At 40.7% G+C, this 19679-nt stretch carries 19 protein-coding genes and 1 pseudogene; 2 read left to right on the forward strand and 18 right to left on the reverse strand.

From position 1 onward, the window contains the following. Window positions 1-388 precede the first annotated feature (388 nt). The 14 genes and pseudogenes from BIV59_RS13805 to BIV59_RS23275 all read right to left on the reverse strand — a co-directional run bounded on the left by BIV59_RS13805 (window position 389) and on the right by BIV59_RS23275 (window position 13989). Window positions 389-1207, reverse strand: coding sequence for a carbohydrate ABC transporter permease (locus tag BIV59_RS13805; protein ID WP_071352054.1), 819 nt, complete (start codon window positions 1205-1207; stop codon window positions 389-391). Next, window positions 1207-2070, reverse strand: coding sequence for a carbohydrate ABC transporter permease (locus BIV59_RS13810; protein ID WP_071352055.1), 864 nt, complete (start codon window positions 2068-2070; stop codon window positions 1207-1209). The genes BIV59_RS13805 and BIV59_RS13810 overlap by 1 nt, the downstream gene beginning before the upstream one ends. 71 nt (window positions 2071-2141) lie before the next feature. Beyond that, the gene (locus BIV59_RS13815) at window positions 2142-3383 is read right to left on the reverse strand and encodes an ABC transporter substrate-binding protein (RefSeq protein WP_139194369.1); all 1242 of its coding nucleotides are present in this window, start codon (window positions 3381-3383) and stop codon (window positions 2142-2144) included. 17 nt (window positions 3384-3400) lie between these two features. Further along, window positions 3401-5080, reverse strand: a complete 1680-nt coding sequence (locus BIV59_RS13820) for a glycoside hydrolase family 13 protein (protein ID WP_071352057.1) — start codon at window positions 5078-5080, stop codon at window positions 3401-3403. 76 nt (window positions 5081-5156) lie between these two features. Next, on the reverse strand, window positions 5157-6167 hold the full coding sequence (locus BIV59_RS13825; protein WP_071352058.1) for a LacI family DNA-binding transcriptional regulator: 1011 nt from the start codon (window positions 6165-6167) through the stop codon (window positions 5157-5159). Between the two features lie 494 nt (window positions 6168-6661). Then, complete coding sequence (locus BIV59_RS13830; protein WP_083392177.1) at window positions 6662-7213, reverse strand: MEDS domain-containing protein; 552 nt, start codon at window positions 7211-7213, stop codon at window positions 6662-6664. A gap of 380 nt (window positions 7214-7593) precedes the next feature. Continuing rightward, window positions 7594-8862, reverse strand: a complete 1269-nt coding sequence (locus BIV59_RS13835) for a PTS ascorbate transporter subunit IIC (RefSeq protein ID WP_071352059.1) — start codon at window positions 8860-8862, stop codon at window positions 7594-7596. Between the two features lie 24 nt (window positions 8863-8886). Beyond that, window positions 8887-9156, reverse strand: coding sequence for a PTS sugar transporter subunit IIB (locus tag BIV59_RS13840; protein ID WP_071352060.1), 270 nt, complete (start codon window positions 9154-9156; stop codon window positions 8887-8889). A gap of 15 nt (window positions 9157-9171) precedes the next feature. Further along, window positions 9172-9438: a PTS sugar transporter subunit IIB gene (locus tag BIV59_RS13845; protein WP_071352061.1), complete on the reverse strand. Its 267-nt coding sequence runs from the start codon at window positions 9436-9438 to the stop codon at window positions 9172-9174. Then, window positions 9435-11501 (reverse strand): BglG family transcription antiterminator, encoded by a 2067-nt coding sequence (locus tag BIV59_RS13850; RefSeq protein WP_071352062.1) that lies wholly within the window; start codon window positions 11499-11501, stop codon window positions 9435-9437. Before BIV59_RS13850 ends, BIV59_RS13845 begins: the two co-directional genes overlap by 4 nt. A 192-nt stretch (window positions 11502-11693) precedes the next feature. Continuing rightward, a complete protein-coding gene (locus BIV59_RS13855; protein WP_071352063.1) occupies window positions 11694-12167 on the reverse strand; it encodes a hypothetical protein in 474 nt (157 codons plus the stop codon). Window positions 12168-12184: 17 nt separating this feature from the next. Then, window positions 12185-12670 (reverse strand): hypothetical protein, encoded by a 486-nt coding sequence (locus BIV59_RS13860; protein WP_240501907.1) that lies wholly within the window; start codon window positions 12668-12670, stop codon window positions 12185-12187. A 557-nt stretch (window positions 12671-13227) separates the two neighbouring features. Next, window positions 13228-13679, reverse strand: a pseudogene (locus BIV59_RS13865) (NUDIX hydrolase). Between the two features lie 166 nt (window positions 13680-13845). Beyond that, window positions 13846-13989: a VOC family protein gene (locus BIV59_RS23275; RefSeq protein ID WP_205684393.1), complete on the reverse strand. Its 144-nt coding sequence runs from the start codon at window positions 13987-13989 to the stop codon at window positions 13846-13848. A 143-nt stretch (window positions 13990-14132) separates the two neighbouring features. Between BIV59_RS23275 and BIV59_RS13870 the strand changes: the two genes are divergently transcribed. After that, the gene (locus BIV59_RS13870; RefSeq protein WP_071352064.1) at window positions 14133-15005 is read left to right on the forward strand and encodes an STAS domain-containing protein; all 873 of its coding nucleotides are present in this window, start codon (window positions 14133-14135) and stop codon (window positions 15003-15005) included. A 68-nt stretch (window positions 15006-15073) separates the two neighbouring features. Here BIV59_RS13870 and BIV59_RS13875 read toward each other — a convergent pair whose 3' ends face one another. Both BIV59_RS13875 and BIV59_RS13880 read right to left on the reverse strand, forming a co-directional pair. Next, window positions 15074-15988, reverse strand: a complete 915-nt coding sequence (locus BIV59_RS13875; protein ID WP_071352065.1) for a VOC family protein — start codon at window positions 15986-15988, stop codon at window positions 15074-15076. Between the two features lie 206 nt (window positions 15989-16194). After that, entirely contained in the window at window positions 16195-16704 is a 510-nt protein-coding gene (locus BIV59_RS13880; protein ID WP_071352066.1) for a GNAT family N-acetyltransferase, read from the reverse strand. A gap of 222 nt (window positions 16705-16926) precedes the next feature. Here BIV59_RS13880 and BIV59_RS13885 point away from each other — a divergent pair, with 222 nt between their 5' ends. Continuing rightward, on the forward strand, window positions 16927-17121 hold the full coding sequence (locus BIV59_RS13885; protein WP_139194370.1) for a hypothetical protein: 195 nt from the start codon (window positions 16927-16929) through the stop codon (window positions 17119-17121). Window positions 17122-17287: 166 nt separating this feature from the next. On the opposite strand, the gene BIV59_RS13890 is transcribed toward BIV59_RS13885, so the two are convergent. Next, window positions 17288-17875, reverse strand: coding sequence for a histidine phosphatase family protein (locus BIV59_RS13890; RefSeq protein WP_071352102.1), 588 nt, complete (start codon window positions 17873-17875; stop codon window positions 17288-17290). Between the two features lie 481 nt (window positions 17876-18356). Continuing rightward, window positions 18357-19424, reverse strand: a complete 1068-nt coding sequence (rsgA, locus tag BIV59_RS13895; RefSeq protein WP_139194371.1) for a ribosome small subunit-dependent GTPase A — start codon at window positions 19422-19424, stop codon at window positions 18357-18359. Between the last annotated feature and the right edge of the window lie 255 nt (window positions 19425-19679).

Genomic DNA, 19679 nt, shown 5'->3' on the forward strand with positions numbered 1-19679 from the left:
GCCCCGCGGAAAGCGAAGCATCCTGCAGTGGAAATCAGCCGGCCCATATAACAAAGGCCATCCTTTTAATTTTTTTTCCTTTCCAACATTTTAATGGATTGCTGTTACGTAAAGTACTGAGGAACTTTACCTCCTGAATTCAGGTGAATATTCTTTAAAAGCTATAGGCTGATTGGAATGGAAGGTGCGAGACTCCTGCGGGATTAGCGTGGCAGGCGAGAACCCGCAGGCGCCAGCCGAGGAGGCTCGCGCACGCCCCGCGGAAAGCGAAGCATCCTGGAATGGAAATCAGCCGGCCCATATAACAAAGGCCATCCCTTAAACACTTTTTCACCCTCCCGCAAATCTTTTATTCTCAAAAAAAAAGAAACCGGAAAAATCCGGTTTCTCATTTGATGGCCCCTTTTGTAACTCCGTTGATGATCCACTTTTGCGCGAACAGGTAAACAACGACCATTGGCGCAAGAGCCATGATATAGGAAGCAAAAGCCAAGTTGTAGTTTGTGCTGAATTGTCCCTGGAATACATATTGTACCAGAGGCAATGTAGCTGAATTTTGATCCAATAACACGAGAGGAAGCATAAAGTCATTCCACGCCCAAAGAGCAGTCAGGATGGCAACTGTTGCGTTGATTGGTGTCAATAGAGGGAAAATCACTTTCCAGAACACTCCCCACGTACTGGCTCCGTCCATGATAGCCGCTTCTTCCAGCTCCTTTGGTATCGACTTAATATATCCGACATATACGAAAATGTTGAATGAAAGGCCGTAAACTACATACAAGAGAATAAGCCCGACCATATTATCCAGCCCCCAGTCACTCATTTGCTTCACGATAGGAAGCATGATAATCGGAAACGGGATGAACATGGCGCTGACAAGAAAATAGTATATGATATTAAAGAAACGCTTATGCATGTTTCTGGCAATTGCATAGGCAACCATTGAATTCGTCAGCAGCGTCAAAATCACGACACTGACTGTAATAATGGCACTGTTTCCAAACGCAGCCCAAAAGTTTGTCATTTGAATGGCTTCGGAAAAGTTTTCAAAGTGCAGCTTATCCGGCCAAGCCAGTACAGATTGTGCCAGCTGCTGCGGATCCTTTAAGGCAATGGTGATGGTTAAGTATAAGGGAATCAGAACGAACAATGCACCAAGCGCGATCAGGATTTGAACGGTCCAATTTGTTTTTGTTTTATTCATTACATGTCAACCTCCCGTTTTTGCAGGAATCTAAGCTGAAGAACGGAAATAACCACAATCACAATGAAATAAATGACCGCATTGGCAGATTGGTAGGCAAAATCTCCTCCCTGGAAGCCGCCTTTATAGATCAGATACGAAATTGATTCTGTAGACTGGCCGGGTCCCCCGCCTGTCATCGCCACAATTTGGTCGAACACCATTAAAAAGTTCTTTAATGAAAGCACCATGTTAATCGTAAAGAACGGGGCGATCAGCGGGAATGTAATACTCCAGAATTCACGCCATTTTCCTGTTCCGTCAATGGCTGCGGCTTCATAAATATCCGATGAAATCGTTTGCAGACCAGCCAGGTAAAGGATGGTGTTAAAAGCAATCGATTGCCATGATGCGACAATGACCACACCGATCCAGGCAAGATCCGGGTCTCCGAGAATATTTCTTGATAATACATCAAGATGCAGCGCGTCCCCGATCTGCGGAAGCATATGGGCAAATATGTAGTTAAATATAAATCCTACAATTAACACACTGAGAATATTGGGCAGAAAGTAGACTCCCCTGAAAAAGCTCCTTGCCTTAATCTTCGAGTTAAGTCCAATCGCAATTAATAGACTTAGCACATTTACGATAATGGTCGAAACAATCGCAAATTTAAAGGTGAATAAATAGGCATGAAGCGCCCGGTCATCCTTGAACACATTCAGATAATTCTTTATGCCGACAAAGTTCCAGTCCCCGTAGCCCTTCCAGTCTGTAAAACTATAAAAAATCCCTTTTAAAACCGGAAAAGTATGAAAGATGAAGAACAGTAATACACCGGGCAATACCATAAACAGATAGGCATAATTGCGCTTTTTCATCAATAACCACCCCTTAGAAAGAGAATGGGCATCCAGATGGATACCCTATTTGCTCCATTGCGCTTACTTTATTATTTTCGGTTTGCTACCTTATCCCATTCCTTGTCCATTTTTGTAAGGAAGGCATCTTTATTTTTCTTAATAAAGAAGTCCTGTACAATGTTTGGAGCGTTCAGGCTGGCTGGGAAGAAGTGGTCTGCATAGCCCGCAATATTTCCGTTTGCAAAACTGTCCTTGTATCCTGCAAGTGTCGGATCGTCCTGTGTTACGCCGTTAATTGCAGAGAATGATTTTTGCTCTTTTGTATAAGTCTGGGCTGAATCCTGACTTGCCAAAAATTCAATGAATTTATCCGCTTCTTTTTGGTGTTTGGTGGCTTTTGTTTCAGAAAACAGTACATCGATGCCTGATACAAGCTTGTTTTGCTTCACGTCATTTGTAGCAGGGAATGGGAATACGCCAAGCTTCGCATCAGGATTTGCTTTCAGAATTTCTGGGATTGCCCAGTTTCCTTGGAGATAGAATACGCCCTTACCTTGTGCAAAAGCCGTATTTCCATCACCATATGCAACACCCAAATTGTCTTTGTGTCCATACTTTTCAAGTGTCAGCAGCTTGTCGGCAACCTCGGTGTAGCTTTTCTTGAAGGTTGTTTTACCATCAGTTTTATCTTTGGCAAACTGGTCGGCCCCGACTGGAGCAGCAACAGAGTTAAGTGCGACCATTCCGGTCCATGCATCCTTCAAGGTAAAGTAAATCGGAATCTCGCCTGCCGCTTTTGCTTTATCCAAATCAGCGATAAACTCATCCCATGTTTTCGGCGTTTCTTTGATGCCAAGCTTTTCAAATTTGTCTTTGTTGTAAATGACGCCGTTCCCATTTGTTGCATATGGAATTCCGTAAAGTGCACTGCTTTTTTTGTAATCTTTTTTAACCATATCGATGAATGCCGGCTGGATGTTATCCTTGTAGCTTTTATTAGAAAGATCCCGAAGCTCTCCGGAGTCTGCCAGATTCGTGAATGTAGTGTCATCTCCTGAAGCAATAATATCAGGCAGGTCATTCTTTGTTAAACGAGTCTTAATAACTGTACCGGCATCTGGCGGTGAAGTAAGATCGACCGAGATTTTCGGATTCTTTTTCTCAAAATCCTTAATCAGTTCTTTGTATGTGTTGGAGTTTTCTACTTTTGTCGAGAAAAATTCGATATGCGTTTTTCCGTCATCCTTCGATCCTCCAGTAGAACATCCTGCCAGTAATGAAGCTCCAATAGACAATGCTGCAACTGTACCTACTAATTTCTTATTCTTCATTTTCATTTTCGCCCCTTTTATGAAAGTTTGTATACGCGTGCTTCATATGGCTTTAATTCAATATGGTGAATATCATTGCTGTCTGTATGATAGTTTTGAATCAGTATCTCGCTATTTGTATAGGAAATATGTTCAGGCAAGTCAAACGGTACTGTTTCAGCCGTAAAGTTACAGATCACAAGCAGCTTTTCATTTTCCATGCTCCGTGTATACGCATAAATATTCTCGCTATCTTCTAAAATCAGATCATAGGTACCATCGACAATGATGCTGTGTTCCTTGCGAAGGCTAATCAGTTTTTGATAATAGTAGAAAATAGAATCCTGGTCTTCCAACGCCTTTTCTGCATTGATTTCTGTATAATTTGGATTCACATCAATCCATGGCTTTCCGGATGTAAAGCCTGCATATTCCGAGGAATCCCACTGGACGGGTGTCCGGGCATTATCCCTGCTGCGGGCATAGATGGCTGACATCATTTCTTCCTTGCTCATCTTCCCTTCCCCGACAAGCTCGTTGTAGGCATTCAGCGTTTCGATATCCCGGTATTCATCAATGGTATCGAACGCAACGTTTGTCATGCCGATCTCTTCTCCCTGGTATATATAAGGAGTTCCCTGCATCATATGAAGAAGGGTTGCCAGCATCTTGGCGCTCTCCACACGATATTCCTGATCGTTTCCGAATCGTGAGACGACCCGGGGCTGATCATGGTTATTCCAGTAAAGGCTGTTCCAGCCATCCTCTTCAAGACCCTTTTGCCATCTGGTCAAAATACGCTTAAGCTCCGTCAGCTTCCAAGGACCATTGCTCCATTTGCCTTCAGGGCCATCACCCAAGCCCATATGCTCAAATTGGAAGACCATGTTCAGTTCATTTCTGTTCCTGCCGGTATATAATTTCGCTTCCTCTGGAGTGACTCCCGGTGTCTCCCCAACGGTAATAATGTCGTACTTGGAAAGAACCTCCTGATTCATTTCCTGGAAAAATTCATGGATGCGCGGGCCGTTCATGAAATACGGGCTTCCATTTCCATATTGCTTCCCGGGCTGTACCTCTCCATCAGGATAGCTTGTATCCTTGGAGATAAAGTTGATTACATCCATACGGAAACCATCGATCCCTTTATCCAGCCACCATTTCATCATGTTATATACTTCACTGCGGAGTTTCGGGTTTTCCCAGTTCAAGTCCGGTTGCTTTTTGCTGAAAAGATGAAGGAAATATTCGTCAGTAACTTCGTCATATTCCCATACAGAGCCTTTAAAAGCCGCTTCCCAGTTTGTTGGTGCTGCCCCGTCCTTGCCCTGCTTCCAAATGTAATAATCGCGTTTAGGATTGTCTTTGGAAGAACGTGATTCAACAAACCATTGATGCTCATCTGATGAATGATTCACAACCAGGTCCATCATGATTTTAATGCCGCGGTCATGGGCAGCCCCGAGCAGCTTATCAAAATCCTCCATTATGCCAAACTCGTCCATAATATCCTGATAGTCACTGATATCATAGCCATTGTCATCATTTGGAGATTTGTATACAGGCGACAGCCAGATAATGTCGATGCCAAGTTTATGCAAGTAATCCAGTTTGGAAATAATCCCTTGAATATCGCCTATGCCATCACCATTGCTGTCTTTAAAACTTCTTGGATAAATCTGATACACTACACTATCTTTCCACCACTGTTTTTCCATGGTTTTCCCTCCTGTTTTAAGAAAACGTTTACGTAATTAAGTAAACGTTTACGTTTTGTTCAAAAAAAGATACGGGTCAATCAAGTATTTCTTTCACTGTTTCTCTTTCAATCACTTTATGCTGCATGATTCTGCTTTCAGATCTTTCGCCAGTTTCCATCATGTTAAACAGCATTTCAGCCGACTTGTTTCCCATATCATACAAAGGCTGTGCAACCGTTGTTAATGGAGGGAATGACATTTCAGCTAATGGCGTATTATCATACCCGATGATCGACAAGTCATCTGGTATGGAAATTCCCTTTTTATAAGCGACAGACATAGCTCCTACTGCCAGTTCATCACTGCAGGCAAAGACTGACGTGACATCAAGCCCGCTTTCCAGTATCTGCTCCATCCCCCGCTTACCGTCACCGTGCCTATATCCGCCAGTGGATATGATATAGCGGTCATCCGGAGTCAGTCCTGCAGATTTCAGGGCAGATTTAAATCCTTCAATTCGGGGTATCCCTGCAACAGGATCGGTCTGTTCTCCTGCTATCATGGCAATTTTCTTATGTCCTTTTTGAATCAGATACTGCGTGGCACTGAAGGCCGCATGATAGTCGTCAACTTTTACATATGGAAGCTGAAACTCATAAGAGATGGTTGAAACCAAGATAATGGGTATCTTCATATCCGCCATCATCCTGTAATAGTCTTCCTCCAGCAATTGACTGACAAAGATGATGCCGTCTACCCGCTTTTCACCAAGGAACTGCAGATATTTCATTGTCCGGTCTCTGTTGTTATCCGTATTGCAGACAATAACACTAGAACCCCGTTCATGGGCATACTTATCAATACCTTCTAACACTTTTGAGGCAAACATATCCAGCAGCCGCGGCATCATCACACCAATGGTTTCTGTTTTCCCATTAATCAATCCCCTTGCAATAGCATTAGGCTGATAACCGAGCTCTTCAATAACCTCTAAAACTCTTTCCTTGGTTTTTAGGGAGAAACCTGGTTTATTGTTTAAAATCCTAGATACTGTAGCTGTTGAAACATTCGCTTTTTTCGCAACATGCTTAATCGTAGGATCCATAATTCCCCTCTTTTTTCATTGATTAAATAATTTACGTAAACGGTTACTCATTTTGATTACGCTTTCATGATACTCTTTGAAAAAACCTTCGTCAACGAAAATATCTTAAAATTCTTCGTGAATTTTGCTGCTATTGAACAAGGGGTTGATTTCCGCTCCAGAATGCTCGCTTTCCGTGGGCCGGGCGGTGAGCTTTCTCCGCTTTGCCTGCGGGGTCTAACCTTCCCGCTAATCCCATAGGAGTCTGGCACCCTACACTCCAATCAACCAGATTTATCAACAGAATCGCTTCACAGAACAATTAAAAAACAACAATCTTTAAGAAAAGAGCCTTAAAAAAGTCTAACAATGAAAATTTTTTTTGATGCCTTTATATCGTCAGCGCCATTGATGGGTTACAGGATCAGGATAAGGTATTAACGCCAGCGCAAACAATGCAGACAAAAGGCGCACAGCAAATTATGCGCCCTTTGTCTGCCGCAAATAAGTATCACTTATTGCAAAAATCTGAATTCTTCATCTGTTAACAATACTCCATGGCATTCCATTAATAGCTTTTTTAAAGATTCAGGAGTTCTTTTGGCATCGTATGCACAAACAGAAATAACTCCTTTATTAGGAATGTATTTATTTAAATCGCGCCCGTATTTTTCAATTTCATTGTGGATTTCCTGATCATTTCCCCATTCAATCTGACTCCATGTGTATATGGAAGCACCGGCTTCATGATGAGGTGCAATACTGGTTAAAAAGTAATTAAGAACGGTATGCGGGTGGAAGTTCCCATGAGAATAATAAAAATCAAAATTATTCATGATATGTACTTTAGCCATTTCATCATGGCTTAACTTCTTATGCAGCACTTTATTGATATGAAGGAGATTTCGGTCATTTTCAATAAATATGACATGATCACCATTTTTAGCTGCTGTGACTATAAACGAAACGGCATTGCAAAGGTAGCTCTCGACATTATCATAAAGATAAAATATATGACCGCCTTTCGTTAGTTTTGGATTTTTCATCATTTCGGGCACTACTTCCATACTGGACAACTCCCTAACTTCTTATCAGCAGAAAGTATTTTTTGGCAGTACAAAAGGCTTTTATAGGATTTATCATGCAAGCCTTTGGGCATACATATGAGCAGCCAACAACTTATAGCCGATTTCACACCAAAAAAAGCAATCTGCTTTTATCTCTCTATTTTTCACCATTCCCTTTATCTTTTAAAATTAAACTTCTATTTTATCAAAATTGTAACATATTTGAACAGAAGCTTACTCTCTGAAACTATTAAAATAAATCGACTTTTTTTGACAATGGCAAAGTACATTGCTGTTTCTCTTTATTGATTGGCTGGGATTCGCTAGCGTCCGGAAATGCAAAAAAAGAAGGGAACCGTAGTCCCCTCCTGCTATGTACCTTAAGATAATCCAAAAAACTTCAGGATGCTTATAATGATGATTCCGACGATACCAAAATCCGAGTCGCCGAATGTTGCACCTTCAAAGCCAACATTTCCCATCAAGACTAATAGAATGGCTGGAATGAAGCTAATAATGAGACCATTGGCGAACGAACCGAACATCGCGCCGCGCCTTCCGCCTGTCACATTCCCGAATACCCCAGCCGCTGCACCTGTAAAGAAGTGCGGAACAAGTCCCGGAACGATGATTTTCAAACCGATGACCGGAAGAATGAACATGGATAACAGGCCGGCAAGAAAGCTGAATAAAAATCCGATAATGACTGCATTTGGCGCAAACGGGAAAACCGTCGGGCAATCCAGTGCAGGTTTTGTATTTGGTGCAATCTTTTCTGCAATTCCTTTAAATGCGGGAACAATTTCAGCAATCAGCATACGTACACCAGCAAGTATGATATAAACACCAGCAGCAAATGTGATCGCTTGCATTAATGAAAAGATGATGAAATTCGATCCGCCCGAAAGCTTCGATTCAATATATCCCTGCCCGGCGAACAAGGCTACGATGACAAAGAAAATGGTCATTGTCAGAGAAACCGCTACGGATGTATCGCGCAAAAATCCCAATGACTTTGGAACATTGATTTGTTCCGTTGTTTTTTCCTTGTTGCCAAACCATTTTCCGACCTTTGCAGAAGTAAAATATCCGATGGAGCCAAAATGGCCGACTGCAAAATCATCGCTGCCTGTAATTTGGCGGACATATGGCTGCAGTAAAGCAGGAAAGAGTACCATACATAACCCTAAAAGAATCGAACCTGCCAGGATAAGCGGAAATCCTTTCAATCCGCCAACCGATAAGGTAACAGCCAGCAAGCATGCCATAAATAACGTGTGATGGCCTGTTAAGAAAATATATTTGAAACGGGTAAAACGGGCAAGAATGATATTGACGATCATTCCAAATACCATGATAAGCGCTGTTGAGGCTCCGAATTTGCCCTGCGCAGCCGCTACAACCGCTTCATTTGTCGGTATCACACCCTGCACATGGAAGGCGTGGACAAACATTTTGCTGAAAATGGTCAGTGCACCAGTCAAAACGGTTGCACCTGCTCCTATAATAATGAAGCCCATTACCGTTTTTAGCGTGCCTGATACTACATCAGCCGCTGATTTGCGCTGCAGCAGCAAACCAATAAGAGCGAAAAGCCCGACTAATATAGAAGGCGTTCCGAGGATATCATTCATTAAAAGATCTAACATAACTTTTATCTCCTTCTGCTCGTATTATTCTAAAACTGAACCTAACTTTGAGGTGATCTCCGGAATGCTCATCATGTTTTCCAGGGTTACAACCGTGCGTTTTCCATCATCAAGCTGGCCCATAATGTCAGCCGCCCCTATGAAAATATCAGCCTGGACCGTTCTTGCAGATGTTAAATCCGTATGATCCACTTCCGCTGTTTTACCCATTTCAGTAAGTGCCTTTTTCACGTTAAGCTCCATAATAAAACTGCTTCCTAATCCATTTCCGCATACTACCATGATTTTCTTCATACTATTTCCTCCTTATTACGCTAAGTGCGCTTCTAGTTTAGATTTGATTTCCGGAATGCTCATCATATTTTCCAGGGTAACAACCGTGCGCTTCCCATCATCAAGCTGGCCCATAATGTCAGCCGCCCCTATGAAAATATCAGCCTGGACTGTTCTTGCGGATGTTAAATCCGTATGATCCACTTCCGCTGTTTTATCCATTTCAGTAAGCGCCTTTTTCACGTTAAGCTCCATAATAAAGCTGCTTCCTAATCCATTTCCGCATACCACCATGATTTTCATACTGTTTCCTCCTTCGAATATTTATGAATATAGTTCAGCAGAACGTTTTTATCCGAGCTTTGCAGAATATCTTCAATGTTTGATGGCTCGCCAAGCAATTGCGTCAGCTGAACCAATGCCCGCAAATGCGATTCGCTGTCCGCTGCTGCAAGCACAATAATCAGTCGGACCGGTTTACCCGGAGCAAAATCCACAGCTTCATCAAGCTTTAATAGACTCATAGATAATGACCGCACGCCAGCTTCTGGCCTTGCATGGGGAATGGCAACCCCTGGAGTAATGATGACATATGGCCCGTTTTCCTCAATGGATGAAATCATGCTGTCTACGTATCTTTCTTCTATCGTCCCTAAATCGACCAGGGGCTGTGAGGCGGCTTTAATGCCTTCCTTCCAATCAGATACAGACGCTTTTAATTGAATGGTTTGTGATGTTAATAATTCTTCCAGCACAGGTTTCTCTGCCTCCTCTATTGAATGTTTGTTCATCTTCTGTGTCCCGGCAAAAATGTGGGATGAAAGAGCTGCCTCAAGCTGCTCATGATCACGAATGTCCGCATATTGTGCAATAACCTTCAAAAGCGCGCCGGCATCAAGGCTTTGCCCTGAATAACCGTAAAGCTTTTGCATAACCTGCTGCCGGAGTTTTTGCTTATCTGCAATCTCCAAAATCGGCGGCACAATAAATAAGGCGGCATCTGTCCTAAGATGGACTGTGGAAAATACGAGATCATATGATAAAGGGTAATTCACCATATCTCTGATCGATAATGCATCTAAAAACAGTACATCAGGAAATAATTCTCTAAGCGTATACATCAGGATGCTTGAGATGCCTATTCCATTCGGGCAAACCACAATCGCACGCTTCCTGTCATCAAGCGCAGTGCCCTGCCTGCGGAGCCAGCCGCCGAAATGAATCGTAAAATACGCTGCTTCATCTTCCGGGACTTTGCAGCCGATTGCCTGCTCCAGCGAATTCAACGCTTTTCGTGTCAAATGGTGCAGCTCCGGATACACCCGCTGAATCCGCTCCGCCATACTATTGACATGTGAAATGCGGTACTGCATTCGGTAATAGGCCGGCCTAAAATGAATATAAAGCTGATTTAAAAGCAATTCCTTATCCTGCAGATGCAGGCATGCCAGCCTCTCAAATTCCTCCACAATGTTTTTCAAAAGCTGCAAAATGACATGATCCTCCTGCAGGGGAGACACATCCCTTGTCCGGTTCATGCTTAATAAATGCAGCGTTCCATAAAGGATGTCGGTTTCATTCCATTTTGATTGAAAGCCATCCGTTCTTACCATGTCTTCAACAAGCTTACATTCCTTCGCAGCCATAAGCTCTTTCCAGCTGTCAATGGATTCCAGCGGGTCCCCTTTTGCAATCAGCGCATCTGCAGTCAAAAACAAATACGCCAATTCCTGGAGCCGCTCATCTGTAAAAGTAATGCCGAGCTTGCGTTCAATGGTTTCAAGCTCATGCTGGATGGAATGAATCTGTTGTGCTGCATGTCCCCATACACACTCCATGATGAGCGAGCTGTTTGCACTATTCAGAACCTCATGTATCAGCTGTTCAGCCACATATCTTTTTGCTGTGCCCGAGCCTTTTACAAGGTAGCCGTCCTGCTTGGAATATCTAATTGTAAGATCTGCCTGCCTCATTTTTTCCTTTAATCGCTGCAGATCCTTTAATACTGTATTTCGGGAAACTCCTGAAATATACTGAAAGTGATAAAGAGACAATGCCTCCCTGCTAAGCAGAAGCGTCAGAGAAAAAACCTTCTCACGGTCTCCCTCGGAAAATAGATATGTGCGCGTAGTCAGATTCACCTGCAAATCCTCAGCAAGGATGCTGTCTGACAAGTAATAACCCGTTTTACGTTCATATCCGATAGGCTTGTAATTATGAAATTGAAGCCAATCATTCGCCTTCCCTATCCCATATTGCACCTGTCTTCGGGTCAAGCTGGTCTGCGCTTCAAGCTCATCCATCTTTAAAGGAGACGACTGCTGCAATATCCGCAGCAAGTGAGCACTTCGTTCATCTAATTGCATCTTTCATCCTCCTATGAATTAACCATACAGCACTGCAAGCAAAAACTGTACGGTTTTTGGGTCCGTTTATTGTCACATGTACTGCACAACAATATACTTTATCTTCTGAACAATGATACTATTGGCGGCTGAAAATACCATACAAATCAGCGGTGCTAGGTGTCTAAGACAAAAAAACAAGAAGAGTTGGGTTCACTCTTCTTGTTTTATGTTTTCATTCAAAGCCATGAATGTGTTCTTCCCAAAAAAGGCCTGTGCTTTTTCTTCTATTTCTATTAAGAAGCGGTCATTTTCCATTAACACCTCTTCAAGCTTGATGATGATTTGCTGAGCATGGGGACCGGCAGTGTTTGCTTTCACATGCTTCAAAAGTACTTTTGTATCAGCTGAAAATTTATGTACAAAGCTATGGCACCTCACCATATTGACTCTCAATGGTTCTCCGTACTCGTTTGTAAACGCGCGCCTGATACAGCCCCTTACTCCTGCATAGCCGTATGATACCTCAGACGCAGCTCTATACAGCAAAATCATTCCGGTGCTATGGCTTGATTCCGGATGCAGCCGGAGCTCTGTCATCAATGACATCAGCCTGCGCACCACTGGTTTTGCCTCCTCCATCGTCTTCCACCAATCCAGCAGGCGCTCATTCTCATCATGATTCATTCACATCCTCCTTACCGTTAAAGTCGTGGAATGGCTTGAACCGGTTCAGTCTGCGACAAAATCACATCCCACTGAGATCCTAGCAGCTCTTTGCCAAGATCATTCGCCTCCCAAATACTGCCTGCAATTTGCCTGTTCAGTTTCCTGCTGTAATCAACTAAATAATAAACATCAGAAGGTGCATTTTTTACCGCCAACTCAAAGTTAGGGCTCAGCTGCTGCTCAGAAATTCTTAATGTATCCAGATCAAAAACAAGCATGCTCACCTTATAGGAAGTTACACCACTCCGCAACCGGTCAATCGTTCCCTGCACAGCATCAAATCCATAACCAATATCCGCAACAGAAGCATGATACGGATTAAGGCCAGGCTGGATCCGCAATGTTTTAACAGAACGAAAACCCGTTGTAATCGAGCACACCACTTCCTTCGCAGCCATCCCTTTTTCAATAGCCGCATATATCGCATCAAGATAGGCGTTTCTTTGATCATCACTCATCATAAATTTTTCAACATCCTTTTCAAAATCAGATAGCACAGTCAGCTCTGGGAAACTTACTTACAAATGTATTCAGAATGAACCTGCAAATGTCATGATTATTGAGCAAAAGATCATAATTCATCAACAATAGGGACAAATCTCATTAATTTCTCCTGTTTGGAGGGTGCAAGAGACTTGATTTTTTCCAATTAAATGGATAATAAGTTCAAAATCGCTGTGATTCGAGCCAACTACTTGATGATTAGAGCCAAATTGACCTCCATTCGAGCGAAATCGGCTTCCATTCGAGCGAGTTTGTCTAAAGAAAAAAACAGCCGCCTTAAAGGCTGCTGCTTGTCTTGTGACCATCCATTTCTTTGTCCTTTAAACACCATTATCAGCAGGCGATGGATCATGCTTTTACTAGACGCAGTGTAAGAAAACATCGTTTTTTTTTGCAAAAGGAAATAGCAGGACTATCACTACTTATGTTGTTAAACAATAGTTTTAATTTTCAAAAATAAAGAAAGGGAACTGCTTTTCTTGGAATTCCCTTGTTTCATTAAAGCTCCCTTTAATTAATACGCACTACTTATATATTCATTCAATATTGGTAAATCTGGGGGACTTATGTTCTGAGGAAGTTCATTAAACTTAAAAAATCTTAATTCTTGAACTTCATATGCTTCTTTTGTAATTGCACCTTCATACTCATTGCATACATAGGCTGATATGACATTATATACCTCATCACCGTGAGGATATTTATAATAGAAATTTTCCCCTGAGTAAACATTGAATAACTTTAATTTTTTTGCAATTAATCCGGTTTCCTCAAATAACTCTCTCTTTGCTGCTTGTTCCAAAGTTTCACAGTCTCCAATGAACCTCCAGCTAATCCCCAGCAGTTATTGTCATTACGGAGTTGCAATAATATCTCTTTATCATCATTTATTAAAATAACACAAGCTCCAGCTATTATTAGGGGACGGCTTCCCACTATTTTTCTTAATTCCATTATATAACCCACATATAACCTCCCATTATATTAAATATGTATTGAGGTGATATTTATTTTACTAATTGAATTAAATGTCCTTCCCCACATATCGAACAACGTCTTTCGTATTTGGGAAATTTTGATAATATAACATTATCATATGTCGTATCTATTGAGAACAGGCAGCTTTCAACAATCATTTTTGCGTCTTAAAAATGGATAAATAAAAATGAATCGCCTCTTCGGTCATGCCGCATTTTTCGTCGACAAACAAAAGTGATGGAACGATAGCAGGCCGTTCTTCACCTTCTGGATTGGTAAGCATTAATTGCCGGGACAATCCACTAGACCGTCTTTTAACCAAGGCATTGCGGCTGCACCATAAAATATCATTATTTTTCTATTAATGATAAAATAGATAGACTATATTGTGAAAAATAGAAAAACACTTTTGTGGTTCCATTAAGATTTGGAGGAAGTACATTGAATAATGATTTGAAATTGTTAGGGGAAATGATTTTAGAAAAGAAGGATGAAATTGCCCACAACGTACATAGCGACAGGATGTCTGGAGTGCAAATGTCCGAAAATGAAAAAAGGGAATTTCAGCAAATAGAAGCACATATTTTGGAGATTCGGGCTAATTTCATCGGTTTATTTGGAGAAGCGTTAATCGAACATATGGACAAAGAAAGAACGTATGAAAAAATATTTAATTGGGGAAGAGAAACCGGCGAATACTTTTATAAGCTTGGAGTACCGCTGGACGAAGCATTGAAAGATACGAGCTATTACCGGACCTATATTTGGAAAGCTATCGAAAAGGAAACAGCCTCCAAAAATATGGCTGCATCCACTGTATTTGATGTCATTCATATGATTGATCCCCTGTTAGATCAGGCTGTTTATAGTTTTAGCCTCTCTTATGTGGAATTTCATCAAAAGACCCTTGAAAATGCGAAAAATGCATTTATGGAGCTTTCCGTGCCTGTTGTTCCGCTGACAAAAGGGGTAGGTATTCTTCCGTTAATTGGAAACTTAGATACTGATAGAGCGCATTTACTCATGGAAACTACCTTGAACCGTTCGGTTGAGCTTAAGCTCTCCCAGCTTATCTTAGATGTGTCAGGTGTGATGATTGTTGATACGATGGTGGCCAATCAGCTTTTTAAGGTAATCGATGCTTTATCCTTAACCGGTGTACAGACCATTATCACAGGAATTCGTCCAGAGGTGGCACAAACCATGGTCAGCCTTGGATTGAACCTTGCTGGGATCAAAACAATGGCAAACCTTCAGCAAGCATTCGATGACATACAATTAATGAAAATATCTAAACATGCAAAGGGTGAATAAATCACCCTTTTTTATGTTAGGTATATATCAGGGGCCCTGCGTGAAAAGAAGAAGCTCTCAAAGTCTGATTATCCCTTGTATGCTTGCCGTAATTTCTCTAGATCAAATTTCTTCATTTTAAGAAAAGCATTCGTCAGGCGTGCAAGCTGATCCGGTGTGGCATTGCTCATCATCTCATCCATCTCGCTTGGCACAATCTGCCAGGATATACCGAACTTATCTTTCAGCCAGCCGCATTGTTCTGCTTCAGGAACGGCAGATAGCCTTTCCCAGTAGTAATCAATCTCTTCTTGTGTGTCACAATACACCATGAATGATATGGCCTCATTAAAATTGAATTGATGCTCATGTGCGCTATCCATTGCGGAAAACCACAGGTCTTCCAGCATAAATTTGGAGAACATGATAGTTCCTTCTTTATCAGGTTCCATGCCTTGAGGGTAACGGGCGAGAAGTCCCTGTTTTGCGTTCTTAAATACAGATAAATAAAAATGAATCGCCTCTTCGGTCATGCCGCATTTTTCGCCGACAAACAAAAGTGATGGAATTATAGCAGGCCGTTCTTCACCTTCTGGATTGGTAAGCATTAATTGCCAGGACAATCCATATTTATCCTGAATCCACCCAAACCTTTCACTGAAGGGATACTTATCAAGCGGCATTAACGCTGTGCCGCCTTCCGACAATTTGTTCCATACCTCATCTATTTTTTCTCGAGCATCAATTTCTCTCGATGGATTGAAATTAACTGTGAATGAAATTGACGGATTGATTTTAAAATAAGGCCCAGCACTGATTGCCATGAACTTCTGTCCCCATAGCTCAAATGAGACCATCTCGGAGTCGCCTGATGGTGTGTCCTTGATGGTTGTGACATTATTGATTTTTGAGTCCGGGAATATGGAAGCATAAAACTCGGCAGCTTCTTTTGCTTCCTTTTCATACCATAAATGTGGAACGATTTTTTGGTTTGTTTTTGACATATTCATTCCTCCATGATTTTGAGTCGGCAAGAATGCCGTTCGAATTCATATTTTGCTAAGCCAGCCCTCTTGTGCATTCTCCTTTTACCCACATAACTTCAATACATTTTTTTTTCTAATGTGACTGGTACATCGTATATTAATACTGTGATAAAAAATTACTAGTGATCATTAATCTAATGTGACGAAGCCTATAAATGTTAAATTTAGAGCAGTGTTCTAATATTATCCCATCCATAAACAAGTTCATTGAGTTTCTTCCCGGAAATGTTAACCTCAATGGTGTCTATATTTTTACCGCCAAGAGTCTCATAAAAAAGACGAGAAGGATTATCCGCAAGCACTAAAACTATCATTGAGGGAAAATTATTTTTATGCAGTTCTTGAACTATTGCTTTAATCAATAATTTCCCCAGCCCATTTCCTTGATACTCTTTTAAAATATAAATAGCATATAATTCACCCTTGTAATCAGGGTATTTACCAGATCTTTCTTTACCGCCAGAAGAAAATCCGACAATTTCCCCTTCCTCGTTTTCTGCTACAAATACCTCGCTATTAGGAATGTTTTCTTTCCATAATTTTTCTCGTCCTTCATAAACCAAATTATTTAAGTATCTGTCTGGGATGATGTCTGCATATGTGATTTTCCAACTTTCAACGTGTACTTTCGCTATTCCTTTAGCATCGGTTAACTCAGCTTTTCTTATCTTCATTCAACCACCTATTTTTCCAATATCTCATCATTTATGATTTTTTATCTTTACTAAATAATTTCAAAAAAAAATTGCTGATACGAGAACTGCTTTAACTCATATGAAAATCCATCTCATATTGAAAAAGATTTAAATTCTTAGCGATTACCGTTTCCGGCAGGCCTGACCTGCGTTTCTTTGCAAGCGGATGGGAAGCAGATCCTAGTACTGGGTATCAACGAATTGATAAAATGGATTTTGATGCCATTAATGAGCAAAGTACCAGTCACGATACATGAAGTAAAAGTATACAATCCTAACGGTTCAACTCAAGGTTCCGTTCAGCTAGGTTCTGTTACCAGTCTTGCACCATCAACGACAACAAATGTAAATATCAATTTTGAAGATGGAAAAGGACCCCTTCTAAAAGGCGGCTGACTTTCTATTGTTGCTGAACTGCCCAATGGCAAAACCTATGAAAATACGATGAAAATCGGAAGTTAATTTTCAATACCGGCAAGAAGGAGCAGCAGATTGTATATCTATTGTTCTTTTTTCTGTTGTTGGCCTGCGGCTGGGAATGCTAATATTCTGATAAGGATTCTTATTGGCCAACTCCACAATTTTCACTCCATAATCTTTCAACCTTTAGTAATTCCTGTTCTTTGAATTCCATTCTATAAATATCAGGTTTTGATGTGCTATTTAGAAAACTCAAGTCATAATTACGATTAAAATATCCCATCATCAAGGTCATAACAGCCCCATGAGAACCGATCACAACTTTCTTATCCCTAAAAGTATCTAATAGTTCTTTCAAAACGTTAATCGCTCTTTTTTGGCAATCCGCATTTGATTCTCCTCCCTCTAAAGTGAAATTGGGTTCGGAAAATGATCTCTCTAATAGTGGAGCCAATTCCTTGTCAGATACCCGATTGCCTTCAGGAGAAAATATCCTCTCTTTTAAATCTTCAAATACCAAAATATCTTTTCCTATTTCTTTTGCTAACTTTTCAACAGTTAAAATAGAACGTACGTATGGACTTGAAATAACAGCATCAATATTCTCATCTTTTAATATGTCAGTTACTCGTTGAGCATCTATATGGCCTTTTTCAGTCAATTCTCTTGTTCTTTCATTTCCATCCTTTGGCGACTCGCTGTGTCTCACCATATAAACAAACGTACTCATCATCAATTTCCCCCCAGTACTTCAACCTTGGAATTGAATGTATTCAATTGGTGATTGTGCTCATCTTGGTGCCTATACTATTTAGTGGCAAAAAGCATTCAAATATCCAACCTATCTTAAGATTGGATCATCCTGTATTTTTGCGCTTGGGCTGATATGGCTCATTCAGCGGATAATTGCTTAGATACAAGATGGTAAAAGCTTAGAACTTATGGGCGGCAATGTAACATTGCCGCCCATAAAGGTGTAGAGAAAGTATGTTTTTCTCTACATTTTTTATTTTGGCTCTTATAGGATTCCTGGATGTTCATATTCTAAAAAAAAGACTCCCACCCACCTATCCAATCCTGTATAGCTGGGTGGCAACAAGATAAACTGGTTTAGGCACTCTTTGTTCTCAAACATCTTATTTGAATTTTCTAATAATTGAGCATTAGCCCCTTCGATTGTTCTACTTACCTGTATGTCAATCGATGCTATGTTATCTTCTTCTATTTTTTGCCTTAACAGCTTTCCTAATTCGCTTGGTTTCCCGCAATTTATCAAACATATATTTTAGTCTTTCTTTTTCCCGGCTCTCGGCTTTCAGCTCGGCATGTCTTGCTTCTCTTTCAAGCTTTTGATAGCTTTGTAATCTTTTATTTGAAAGCTCTCCTACTGTAATGGCCTGCTGCACGGCACAGCCAGGTTCATTCTTATGTTGGCAATCATTAAATTTACATTGCTTAGTTAACTCATCAATATCTGAGAATGATTTTGATAAATCAACACTTTGAACCCCCAACTCTCGCATACCAGGGGTATCAATCACAACACCAAGTCCCGAAATCAGAAAAAGTTCGCGCCTTGTTGTCGTATGCTTTCCTTTATCATCATTTCTAATATCGCGCGTTTCAATAAGCTCTTGACCAAGTAAAGCATTTATTAATGTTGATTTTCCAACACCAGATGATCCAATAAAGGCAGCCGTCTGACCACTAGATAAGTAGTTTTTAACCGGTTCATACCCCTCATTATTGACACTTGAAGTCACGATAACATCTACGCCTATAGAAACCCTGGATACTTTCTCTAGCATTGCTTCAATATTTTCACACAAATCTGCCTTAGTTAACACGATTACTGGTACCGCTCCACTATCCCATGCAATAGCTAAATAGCGTTCCATTCGTCTTATATTAAAATCATTATTTAATGACATACATATAAAAATTTTATCAATATTAGCGGCAATAAGCTGCGTTTCTTGGGTCATCCCAGCTTCCTTGCGTACAAGTAAACTTTTTCGAGATAACACATGGTGTATGATACTATTCTCATCCGTTCGTTGAATCATAACAAAGTCACCTACAGTCGGATAACTTCTTGCTCCTGTAGCTTTGAAACGAAACTTTCCAGATATCTCAGCCTTTAGCTCACCCTGATCAGTAATTAACTTATACATTCCTTTTGATAATGACGCCACTCTTCCAATATGAAAGTCTTCAAATTGTTTTACCTCTTTTAAGAAAAAGTCATTCAAACCCAAATCTTTCATTTCAATATTCAAAGAATCATCCTCCTAAAGTTTAAGTACAACTTTTGGAAGGCCTAATGTATGAGATTAATTAACACGTACCTCCCTAAAAATTACAAATCCAGTCACATACGTATTAGTCATAAAACACCATCTCCTCTCAAGTATTGATACAGGTAATATATCACGAATTGGTATAATTTACTATTTCCTCCTAAAGGTTATAGTAATAACACCTTTTCAAAACAGTTTATTGAATCCATTTGATTACAATCAATTAAATCGTTA

The organism is Bacillus sp. MUM 13 (genome assembly GCF_001866725.1).
Taxonomy (GTDB): Bacteria; Bacillota; Bacilli; order Bacillales; family DSM-1321; genus Peribacillus.

Excerpts from the sequence above, each read along its gene's own strand:
- BIV59_RS13805 (WP_071352054.1), bottom strand. The coding sequence starts at position 1,207 with ATGAATAAAACAAAAACAAATTGGACCGTTCAAATCCTGATCGCGCTT.
- BIV59_RS13810 (WP_071352055.1), bottom strand. The coding sequence starts at position 2,070 with ATGAAAAAGCGCAATTATGCCTATCTGTTTATGGTATTGCCCGGTGTA.
- BIV59_RS13815 (WP_139194369.1), bottom strand. The coding sequence starts at position 3,383 with ATGAAGAATAAGAAATTAGTAGGTACAGTTGCAGCATTGTCTATTGGA.
- BIV59_RS13820 (WP_071352057.1), bottom strand. The coding sequence starts at position 5,080 with ATGGAAAAACAGTGGTGGAAAGATAGTGTAGTGTATCAGATTTATCCA.
- BIV59_RS13825 (WP_071352058.1), bottom strand. The coding sequence starts at position 6,167 with ATGGATCCTACGATTAAGCATGTTGCGAAAAAAGCGAATGTTTCAACA.
- BIV59_RS13830 (WP_083392177.1), bottom strand. The coding sequence starts at position 7,213 with ATGGAAGTAGTGCCCGAAATGATGAAAAATCCAAAACTAACGAAAGGC.
- BIV59_RS13835 (WP_071352059.1), bottom strand. The coding sequence starts at position 8,862 with ATGTTAGATCTTTTAATGAATGATATCCTCGGAACGCCTTCTATATTA.
- BIV59_RS13840 (WP_071352060.1), bottom strand. The coding sequence starts at position 9,156 with ATGAAGAAAATCATGGTAGTATGCGGAAATGGATTAGGAAGCAGTTTT.
- BIV59_RS13845 (WP_071352061.1), bottom strand. The coding sequence starts at position 9,438 with ATGAAAATCATGGTGGTATGCGGAAATGGATTAGGAAGCAGCTTTATT.
- BIV59_RS13850 (WP_071352062.1), bottom strand. The coding sequence starts at position 11,501 with ATGCAATTAGATGAACGAAGTGCTCACTTGCTGCGGATATTGCAGCAG.
- BIV59_RS13855 (WP_071352063.1), bottom strand. The coding sequence starts at position 12,167 with ATGAATCATGATGAGAATGAGCGCCTGCTGGATTGGTGGAAGACGATG.
- BIV59_RS13860 (WP_240501907.1), bottom strand. The coding sequence starts at position 12,670 with ATGATGAGTGATGATCAAAGAAACGCCTATCTTGATGCGATATATGCG.
- BIV59_RS13875 (WP_071352065.1), bottom strand. The coding sequence starts at position 15,988 with ATGTCAAAAACAAACCAAAAAATCGTTCCACATTTATGGTATGAAAAG.
- BIV59_RS13880 (WP_071352066.1), bottom strand. The coding sequence starts at position 16,704 with ATGAAGATAAGAAAAGCTGAGTTAACCGATGCTAAAGGAATAGCGAAA.
- BIV59_RS13890 (WP_071352102.1), bottom strand. The coding sequence starts at position 17,875 with ATGAGTACGTTTGTTTATATGGTGAGACACAGCGAGTCGCCAAAGGAT.